The 10,745-nt window shown below is 67.4% G+C and carries 3 protein-coding genes; all 3 read right to left on the reverse strand.

The features are described from left to right. Nucleotides 1-12: 12 nt before the first annotated feature. The 3 genes from F3J15_RS06870 to F3J15_RS06880 are packed head-to-tail and all read right to left on the reverse strand — an operon-like array spanning nucleotide 13 to nucleotide 10,726. The gene (locus F3J15_RS06870) at nucleotides 13-552 is read right to left on the reverse strand and encodes a hypothetical protein (protein WP_345891545.1); all 540 of its coding nucleotides are present in this window, start codon (nucleotides 550-552) and stop codon (nucleotides 13-15) included. Then, nucleotides 549-1,211 carry a glycosyltransferase family 25 protein gene (locus F3J15_RS06875; RefSeq protein ID WP_235986551.1) on the reverse strand — a complete coding sequence of 221 codons (663 nt, stop codon included), beginning with the start codon at nucleotides 1,209-1,211 and terminating at the stop codon, nucleotides 549-551. The genes F3J15_RS06870 and F3J15_RS06875 overlap by 4 nt, the downstream gene beginning before the upstream one ends. Next, complete coding sequence (locus F3J15_RS06880; RefSeq protein WP_166889070.1) at nucleotides 1,208-10,726, reverse strand: non-ribosomal peptide synthetase; 9,519 nt, start codon at nucleotides 10,724-10,726, stop codon at nucleotides 1,208-1,210. The genes F3J15_RS06875 and F3J15_RS06880 overlap by 4 nt, the downstream gene beginning before the upstream one ends. Between the last annotated feature and the right edge of the window lie 19 nt (nucleotides 10,727-10,745).

A 10,745-nucleotide genomic window follows, 5' to 3' on the forward strand; every position in this document is an offset into this window, starting at 1 on the left:
GGCCAATAGGTCTCAATTGATCAGGTGGCTGAGTTCGACGTTTCTTGCCGCTGATCTCAACCTCGACGAGGTTTCGTGCTTGCCGAGGAACGTGATGCTTTCCACGATTTCCAGCGGCGAATCGGAAAACAGGATGCAGCACTTCAGCAGGCGCTGCGCACGCTCCCAGCCGACGCTGTCCGTTGAATCGGCCACGCTCCGCAACGCGGCCTCGACCGAGGCGGCCGTCCAGTTTTCGTCCCGTGCCAGCCGCGACTCGACCTGCCGAAGAAAATGCAGGAGCGTGCGCGGATTGCTTTCGATGCTGTACATGAGGATGTAATCGATCCGCAATTTCTTCGTGATCAACGGAAAAATCAGGTCGATCACGCCGGCAGTCGATTCGCATTTCCCGTAAGCCAGTGAAATCGCGTCGCCGAGCTTGCAGTCCCGGTGAAGCGCATCCAGCGCGGCCTGTACGAACGCCGCTTCGAGGTCAACGGTGGTGGTTTGCATGATTTTCAATGGCCTGTCGAGTGATGGAGCGCGGCGAGCACGGGCTGCAGGTTTCACCAGCCGTCCGGAATGGGCATCGAATAGGTCAGCGGCTTTTCCGGCATCACTTCATCCATGATGTCGGAGTAGCCGGACTCCTGTCCGACCAGATTCGGCTCGAAGCAGTAGCAATTGAACGTCTGCTGCAGGACGAGGTTGTTGCGGTCGTTGATCGCCGGCGGGTTTTCGTTGATCGCGATGAACGCGTCGTAAAGCGAGTCCCTGACGACGTACGCGTGCGCGGTGAGCGTCTCCACGGCCTTGACGATATTCGGCGCGACGGGAATGGGCGGCGTGAAGTGATACGCGCCCAGGAACAGCATGTGCCAGTCGTCCGGCACTTGCGCGATGAACTCGGGAAAGCGCGCGGCGAAATCGGCGTCGAAGAACGCGTCGTCCTCGAAGATCAGGACTTCGCTCGCGCCGGCGGCCTTCGCCTGTTTCACCGCGGCGAGATGGCTCATCGTGCAGCCGTAGTCCTGCGGACGCATATGGCTCAACGATTCCGGCACGCTCACCCGTTTTGCATCGACGGCGGACAGCCGTTCCACCGTGAGGATGTTCTGTTCTGCGAATTTTCGTTGCATCGCTTCCCAGCGGTCGGGGCGCCGGTCGAGGTTGATGCAGACCTTGCGGGCGAAAGTATTGTCGATCGTCGGCGTTGATTTCAATTTCATGAGGGCTTTTTTTCCAGAAACGAATTGACATGGGCGGCGAGGGCACCGGCATGCGGATCGAGCAACATGGTCAGGTGATCACCGGGGACGTCCGTCACCGCGACGGGGCGCGCCGAGAAGCGGGACCATCCCCACGTCGGGTCCAGGCGAAGCTGCGCGATCTCGGGCGACGGCGCGTAGTCGCCGGGATCGCGCTCGGTGCTGCGGAACAACGCGATCGGCACGGGCAGCGGGGTAGCTGGCGGTGCGTAGTGCGACTTGAAGTTGGCCTGATAGACGCGCAGGTAGGCGCGCAGGCGGTCGGATCCGGCGTCCGCGAACCAGCTGCCGCGGCTGCCGATCCGCTCGAGGATCAAGCCGGCCTGGCCGTCGGGATCGAGCGGGACGAGATCGGCTCGCGTCACCTGAAGGTCGGTCCCGAGGAAGGTGCCGATTTCGTGGGCGATCGCGACCAGCCAGTCGGTGTCGTCCCAGTCCTGCCAGTAAGTGGCGGCCGAGCTGTCGATGGGCGCGGACGCGTCGAAGATCGCCAGCAGTTTCACGTCGGCGCCCTTGGCGACGAGCTGCCGGCTCATTTCGAGCGCCACGTGCGCGCCGAACGAGTGGCCCGCGAGGTAGTACGGACCCGCGCCCACCAGCGGCCAGATGCGTTCGATATGACGGGCCGCGATGTCTTCCACGCGGGTGAGCGGTTCGCACGCGCCGTCGAGGCCGAGCGCTTCCAGCCCGTGAATCGCGTGGGCGCCGCTCAGGTGGTTCGCGAGCGGGTGGAAGTAGACCACGTTCCCGCCGGCGCCCGGCAGGAGGAAGAGCGGCGCGGCGGGGCCGCCGTCGCGAATCGGCACGAGTCCGCCGGCGGACGCGGCCGGTTCTTTCGCGGCCAGCGCCGCCGCCAGTTTCTCGATCGTCGGATTCTCGAAGAGACAGGAAATCGGCAGCCGGCGATCGAAGGCCTTCTCGACATGGGCCATCAGCTGGATCGCGATGATCGAGTGGCCGCCGAGGTCGAAATAGTTGTCGCTGACCGTGATGTCGTCTCTTTTGAAGATCCGCTGCCAGATCTCCAGCAACGTGCGTTCGTCCGCCGTCGGCGCGACGGCGCGTGCCGCCGTGGCCCCACCGGCGGCGGCTTCGATGGCCGGCTCGGCCACCCCGCGCGGCGCGCCCGGCTGGCCATCGGCGGCCGGCGGATCGGCGAGCTGGCCGGTCGGTTGGTCCGGGTGCTCGGCGAATCGCTCGAGCAACGTGCGGAGGGTGTCGAGCATCTGCCGCACGACATCCGGCGCGACGCGGTGTGCATCGTGCGAAATATGGAAGCCGATGCGCTCGTCCGGGTGCACGGTCAGGGTCAGCGGGTAGTTCGATTCCGCGAACGCGCGGGTGTCGAGGATCTCGATGTCGTCCGGCCCGAGATCGGGGGCGGCGGCAACCGGGAAGTTCTCGAAGACCAGCAGGCTGTCGAACAGGCTGTCGCGGGCGGGCAGTTCGCTCCACGACTGGATATCGACCAGCGAACTGTACGAATGCGGCTCCATCGCCGCCTGGGCTGCGTGGACCTCGGCCAGCCATTCGATGAAGGGGCGCTGCGGCGCGATACGTAGGCGCAACGGCAGTGTGTTGATGAACAGCCCCACGATCGACTCGACGCCGTCGAGCATCGGCGGACGCCCGGACACGGTGACGCCGAAGACGACGTCGTCTGTTCCGGCGTGGCGCCGCAGCACCAACGCCCAGACCGCGCGGATCAGGACGTTGAGGGTGACGCGATGCGCACGCGTGAGTGCTTGCAGCCGCGCGGTCAGCGCCTCGTCCAGCAGGAATTGCTGGGTCCGGCGCTTGTCCTGCCGCGCGGCGTCGCCGGTCGTCTGCCGGGCCGGACTGGCCGCGATCGGCGTGGCGGCATGGAAGCCGGCCAGTTCGGCGCGCCACCAGGTTTCGTCGGCCGAGCGGGGATGACGCGCGAGCCAGTCGATGTACGCGCGGTATCCCGGCGCCGACGCCGCGACCGCAGGTGTGCCGGTGCGGGCGAGCGACAGGTAGTCGTCGAACACCTCCTTCATCAGGGTCGCGGTGCTCCAGCCGTCGAGGATGATGTGGTGCGCGCTCCAGCAGAAGCGATGGCGCGTGTCGGTTTCCTGGATCAGCGTGCAGCGGAACAGCGGCGCCCGCTGGAGATCGAAGCCGCGCTTCCGGTCGTCGGCGAGGAACGCATCGAAGTCCTGCGCGCGGCGCGACGCATCGCGGTGCCGCCAGTCAAGCACTGTCCACGGCAGCTCGACCGCGTGCAGCACGGTCTGGACGGGATGGTCGCGATCGGCCCACGCGAACGCGGTGCGCAGCACGGCATGGCGCGCGAGCGCATTGGCCCACGCCTGCCGGAGCGCCGGCACCTGGAGCGGGCCGTTGACGACGAAGCTGAACTGCTGGAAATAGGCAGCAGGATCCAGGTCGTACAGCGAATGGAACAGGATGCCCTGCTGCAGCGACGAGAGCGGGTAGCTGTCCTCGATATCGTCCCCTGCGTTGTCGGGGACCGACGCCGCGAAGTCGAGCAAGCGGTCCCTGAAGTGCGCGGCCAGGTTCTCGACCGTCTGCCGCCGGTGGAGCCGCTCGCCGTAGCGCCAGTCGACCTGAAGCTTGCCGTCGACGACGGCGGCGACGATCTCGAACGCGTGCGTGCGCTGCGACCGCCCGGCACGCAGCGAACCGAGGTCTTCGGCCGCCGGGCGCCAGCCATCGGATTGCCGCAACACGGTATCGAGCTGCCCGTGATAGTTGAAGAGGATATCGGCCTTCGGCAACGCGGCGAGACTGTCGCGCACGGCGGCGTCGGGGCTCAGGTAGCGGAGCAGCGAATAGCCGAGACCGTCGGCCGGAATCCGGCGCAGTTGCTGCCGCGCGGCACGCAGCGCTTGCTCCGGCGTGTGCATCGCGTCGGCGTCGAGCACGACGGGGTAGATGGACGTGAACCAGCCCACCGTCCGGGTGAGGTCGAGCGGCGCATCCGCCACGTGGCGGCCGTGACTCTCGAGATCGATCCGCGTGCGGGCGTTGCCCGTGACCATGCTGCAGGCTTGCGCGAGCGCGACGAGCAGGACGTCGTTGATGCGGGTGTCGTAGGCCCGTGGCAGCCGGCGCAGCAACGCGGTGGTGTCGGCTTTGTCCAGCTCGAATGAAACGGATGACGCGTCGCCGACCGCGTTGTTGGCTCGGTTATTGGCCACATTGTTGGCCGCACCCGCGGCCGGATAGTCGACCGGCATCGGCTCGACGGGCTGCGCGAGGAGGGCTTGCCACAGCCGGGCTTCGTCGCCGATGGCGGGCGAGCGGGCCAGTTGCTGCAGATGCAACGCCCATTCGCGGAACGAAGTCGTCTTCGCGGGCAACGGCTGGCCGTGGTAGGCGGCATGCAAGTCCTCGAGGAGCACGCGCCACGACACGCCGTCCACCGCCAGGTGATGGATCGACACGAACAGGCGCGCGAGCGGCTCGTCGGCCAGGCAGAAGAGCCGGGCCGCCAGCAACGGGCCATGCGTGATATCGATGCCGCGCTCCGCGTCAGCGGCGGCGGCGCGCATCGCCGCCAGGCGCTCGCCGGCGTCGCAGGCAATCACCTGCTTCTCAAAGAGCGCCGGCATCTCGCCGCCGGCGACGACATGCTGGGTCCAGCGGCCCGCATCGTGCGAGAAACGCAGTCGCAACGCGTCGTGATGTTCGTAGACTTTCCGGAACGCGTCGGCCAGCCGCGACGCGTCGATATCCGCCGGCACCTGGATCAGGACCGTTTGATTGAAGTGCGACGGCGCATCGATCTCCTGGTCGAAGAACCAGTGCTGCACCGGCGTGAGCGGCGCATCGCCCAGCGGGCTCAAGGTCGGCACGTAGGTTGCCCGCTCTTCGGGCGCGGCGGCCAGCTGCGCGATCGTCTGATGCTGGAACAGCTGCTTCGCCGTCACGCGCAGCCCCGCCTGATTGGCGCGCGCGATCACCTGGATGCTCAGGATGGAGTCGCCACCGAGTTCGAAGAAATTGTCGTGGATGCCGACGGAAGGCAGTTGCAGTACGTCTTGCCAGATCGACGCCAGCAGGATTTCGCGGGGCGTGACGGCGGGCGCGTGCGGCCGGGCCGCGTCGACCACGTCGGCCGGGGCGGGCAGCGCCTTGCGGTTGATCTTGCCGTTGGGCAGCAGCGGCAAGGATTCAAGGGCGACGAACTGCGACGGCACCATGTAGTCGGCGAGCTTGCCGCCCAGATAATCGCGCAGACCGGCTATGTCCGGCGCGGCGGTCGCGACATAGGCGATCAGGAACGTTCGGGCGCCTGCGGTTTTCGCGATCACGACGCAGTCGTCGACCGACGGATGCGTGCGCAGCGCCGCCTCGATTTCACCGGGTTCGATGCGCAGGCCGCGCAGCTTGATCTGGTGATCGATGCGGCCGAGGAACTCGATATTGCCGTCGGGGCGGTAGCGCGCGAGATCACCGGTGCGGTAGAGGCGCGCGAGCGGGTCGGCGGAGAACGGATCGGCGATGAACTTCTCGGCGCTCAGTTCGGGTTCGCCGTGGTAGCCGCGCCCGACCGGCGTGCCGCCGATCAGCAATTCGCCGGCCACGCCGATCGGCGTGGGCTGCATCTGCGCGTCAACGATGTAGAGGCGGGTGTTGGCGATCGGCCGGCCGATCGGGACGATACGGTGCGGATCGTCGCGCCGGCACTCCCACGCGGTCACGTCGACAGCGGCTTCGGTCGGGCCGTAGAGGTTGTAGAGTCTGACGTCCAGGCGCTCGAGGCAACGCTGCTGCAGGTCGTGGGGCAGGGCTTCGCCGCTGCACACGACGCGGCGCAGCGACGCGCAGTGCGCGTCGAGGTCCGGATGATCGAGGAACGCGCGCAGCATCGACGGCACGAAATGGATCGTGGTGATGCGTTCGCGCTCGATGAGCTCGATCAGGTAGTCGGTCTCGCGCTGGCCGCCGGGGCGGGCGAACACGAGGCGCGCACCGGTGACGAGCGGCCAGAAGAGTTCCCAGACCGAGACGTCGAAGCTGAACGGGGTCTTCTGCAGCACCGCATCGTCGGCGTCGAGCGCGTAGGCGTGCTGCATCCAGAGGATGCGGTTGGTGATCGCGCGATGGGTGTTGAGCGCGCCCTTGGGCCGGCCGGTCGAGCCGGACGTGTAGATCATGTAGGCGAGGTTGTCGCCGTTCAGCGCGGGCGCGGGGTTGGACGTCGCCGCGGCGTCGAGGTCGAGCGAGTCGCTATCGACGACGATCACGTGTGCGTCGGTCTCAGGCAGCGCGTCGCGCAGATGCTGCTGGGTGAGAAGCCAGCGCAACTGCGCGTGGTCGATCATGAAGCGCACGCGCTCGGCGGGGTAGTCGGGGTCGACGGGGACGTAGGCGCCGCCGGCCTTGAGGACCGCGAGCAATGCGACGCTCATGTCGAGGGAGCGCTCCATCGCGACGCCGACGAGCGCATCGGGGCCGACGCCGAGCGCGATGAGGTGGTGGGCGAGGCGGTTGGCGCGCAGGTTGAGTTCGGCGTAGGTGAGCGCGGTGTCATCGAAGACGGCAGCGATGGCATCGGGCGTACGCTCGACCTGCTGTTCGAACAGGCGATGCAGCGGTTGCGCGGCGGCCTCGCCGAAATCCGTGTCGGTGCGGTTCCACTCGACGGTCAGCCGGTTCCGCTCCGCGTCGCTCGACAACGACAGCGCGCCGAGCGGTCGATCCGGATCGGCGATCACGGCATCGACGAGCGTGCGGAAGTGTTCCGCCATGCGATCGATCGTGGCGGCGTCGAACAGGTCCAGGTTGTATTCCAGCGAGCCCGCGAGGCCGTCGTCGGCATCCTGCACATGCAGCGTGAGGTCGAACTTCGCGGTGTGGGTCTCCACTGCCACCGGCGTGGTCACGAGACCGGGGAAGCTCACCGCCTGGGATTGCGCTTTCTCGTACGCGAACACGACCTGGAACACCGGCGTGCGGCTCAGGTTGCGTTCGAGCTCGAGCGAGTCCACCACCTGCTCGAACGGAATTTCCTGGCGGCTGTAGCCGTCGAGCGCGACGCGCTTCACACGCGCCAGCAGTTCGCCGAAGGTCGGATTGCCCGACAGGTCCACGCGCAGCGCGAGCATGTTCGCGAAGAAGCCGATCAGCGGCTCGGTCATGCTGGAACGCCGGTTGGCGATCGGGGAGCCGATGACGAGGTCCTGCTGGTTGCTGTATCGCGACAGGAGCAGCGCATACGCGGCGAGCACGACCATGAACGTGCTGGTGCCGGACGCGCGGGCAATCGCGCGCAGGCCGTCGGCGCGTTCGCCGCTCAGCTGGAACGGCAGGACCGCGCCGCGGAACTGCTGGACGGCGGGCCGGGGGCGGTCGGTGGGCAGCTCGATCAGGTCCGGCGCGTCCGCCAGCGCGGCGCTCAGGAGCGCCAGTTCCCGATGCGTGTCGGCGGACGCCAGGCGCTCGTGCTGCCACACGGCGTAGTCCGCGTACTGGACCGCCAGTTCCGGCAGCGACTCGCCGGCATAGAGCGCGGCCAGTTCGCCGATGAGGATGCCTGACGACCATGCATCGGAAACGATGTGATGCATCACGATGCCGAAGACGTGCAGGCGCTCATGGACGCGATACAGCACGACGCGATAGAGCGGCCCGGCGGCGAGATCGAACGGGCGGTCGGCTTCAGCCGCGAGCAGCGCGAGCGTGTCGGACTCGCTGGCGACATCGACGACGTCGAGCGCGACCGGCGCCGGCGGCGCGACGCGTTGAACCCCGCGGCCGTCGACGGCGGGAAACGTCGTGCGCAGGATCTCGTGACGCCGGCTGATCTCGGACACGGCTGCCTGCAGGCGCGCGATGTCCAGCTCGCCGTCGAAGCGCAGCGCGCTCGAGATGTTGTAGGTGGCCGACGGGCCTTCCAGTTGCGCGAGGAACCACAGCCGCTGCTGCGGAAAGGACAGCGGCAGGTCGTTCGCGCGCGAGCGGGGCACGATGGTGCCGGCCGTCGAACCGGCGTGGGGCGACGACGCTTCGATCAGGTCGGACACCGCGCTGATGGTCTGGAGTTCGAAGATCGCGTCGATGCCGATCTCGACGGAGAAGCTGCTCCAGATCCGCGAGACCAGTTGCATGGCTTGCAGCGAATCGCCGCCGTAGTCGAAGAAGCGGCCGGTGAGATCGACGGCCGGATTGTCGAGCACGTCGCGCCAGATGCGCACGAGCTCGAGTTGAATCGGCGTGGCGTCGAGACTGGCGGTGTCGGGCGCGGCGTTGGGCTCCAGCGCCAGGAGCGCCGGGCGATCCAGCTTGCCGTTGGCGTTGAGCGGGAATTCGGCGATCGGGATGATGTCGGACGGGACCATGTAGTCCGGCAGCTTCCCGGCCAGATAGGCCCGCAGGTCCGGCACGCTCAGGCTCGCGGCGCCCTTGACGTAGGCCGCCAGCTTGCGCACGCCGTGGGCGGATTCGCGCAGCATGACCGCCGCGCCGACGACGTCCTCGTGCGCGGCGATCGCGGCCTCGATCTCGCCGAGTTCGACACGGTGCCCGCGGATCTTGACCTGGTGGTCGACGCGTCCGTAGCACTGGATACGTCCGTCGGGCAGCCACCGGCCGATGTCGCCGGTGCGATAGATGCGCGCTTCGCCGGGGAACGGATGCTCGACGAATTTCGCGGCGGTGACGTCGGGCCGCTGGTGGTAGCCGCGTGCAAGGCCGGCGCCGGCGAGGCAGATTTCCCCGGGCACGCCGAGCGGAACCGGCCGCAGCGCGTCGTCGAGCATGTACACCCGGGTGTCGGCGATGGGCCGGCCGATCAGCACCGTCGACGGCGCGTCCTCGACGCGCTCGACGATGCAGCCGACCGTCGCCTCGGTGGGACCGTACTCGTTGTAGATTTCGATCGCGGGATCGATCTTGCGCAGCGTGGCGATGTGCTGGGGCGTCAGTTCCTCGCCGCCCACGATCACCTTGCGCACGCCGGAGCGTGCCAGGTTCATGTATTCCAGCAGGTGAATGTGGGTGGGCGTGAGCTTGAGGGTGTCGACGCCGCTGCCGGGCTGGAACATCCGGGCCAGGATGGTGTCGATGCTTTCCGACTGCGGATAGATGCGCAGCGTCTTGCCGCGCACCAGCGGGCAGAAGATGTTGGTGAGCGTGAAATCGAAGCAGAGCGAGCTGTACAGGCCGAAACTGCCGGTCGTGCTTTCCGGAAAGTAATACGCGGCGGCCCACGCGATGTAGTGGGCCAGGTTCCGGTGTTCGAGCAGGCAGCCTTTGGGTTTCCCGGTCGAGCCGGACGTGTAGAGCACGTAGGCCAGGTGCGTCGGTTCGGCACGGCACGGCGGGTTGTCCGGCAGCGGCGTCCAGCCGGGGAGTTCCTGGTCCAGCAGCAGCGTCACGCCGGAGAATTCATACCACTGCGCGAGTTGACTCGACTGGGTCACCAGCAGCGACAGGCCGGTGTCGCCGAGGATGTGATTGATCCGTTCGGCCGGATACGCCGGGTCCAGCGGAACGAACGCCGCTCCCGCCTTCAGGATGCCGAGAATCGCGACGATCATCCATTCGGAACGGTCGAGCATGATGCCGACCAGCGATTCCGGCCCGACGCCGTGGTGTTCGCGCAATTGATGCGCGAGGCTGTTGGCCCGGGCGTTCAGGTCGGCGTAGGTCATCAGCGAACTGTCGGTGACCAGGGCCGGCGCCGTCGGCGTGCGGGCGACCTGCGCTTCGAACATGGCGACGACCGTCGGGTGGCTGGGGCCGGTCGTCGTGGTTTCGTTGAAGGCGGCCAGCAGCGGGCCCTCTTCCGGCGGGGCCGATTCGATGTCGCCGACGGGCGTGTCGAGGTGTTCGAATGCCTCCAGCACCGTGCCGAGGCTGCCGGCGAAACCGTCGATGATGAAAGGTTCGATGGCCCCGCTGTAACGAAGCTCGATTTCGCCGCGCGCGAGCCGCAGATGCAATTGCAGATCGTCGTCGCGACCGGTCGGTGCGTGGTGCACCCGATCGTCCGCCAGCGCGACTTTCGTGAGCTGCGCGAGCGCCATGTCCTTCTCGTTGCGCACGAGCGTTTCAAGCGGGAATTGAGGCTCGGCGTAGCTGTCTTCCACGATCCCGGCCACGCGCGACAGGTAGTCCTCGATGCGCTCGTCGGGGCGGACCTCGATGATCAGCGGAACGGTGGCGGCCCGGGCCGACGGATGCCCGGCCAGCGCCGGCGTGCCGAGCACCGTGACCGGAATCCGGAAGTATTTCCAGAGCAGGAACGCAATGCCCGCCGCCGTGACGGCGAATTCGGCAAGCTCGCCGTCGCCGATGCGCCGCAACAGGTCGAGCGACGCGGGCGTGAGCCGCACCGTGCGGGACAGCGGGCTGCCCGGTTGCTGGCTCGGGGCGTACGCCGCGATCCGGTAGACGCCGGCGACCTGGGAAAGGCTTTCGCGCCAGAAACGCGCGGTGGAGGCATAGCGATGGTCGGTGACCAGCACGTTATTGTCTTGCACAGGAAACTCCTTGAAACGT

This window comes from Burkholderia sp. Ap-955, from assembly GCF_011753045.1.
Taxonomy (GTDB): Bacteria; Pseudomonadota; Gammaproteobacteria; order Burkholderiales; family Burkholderiaceae; genus Burkholderia; species Burkholderia lata_D.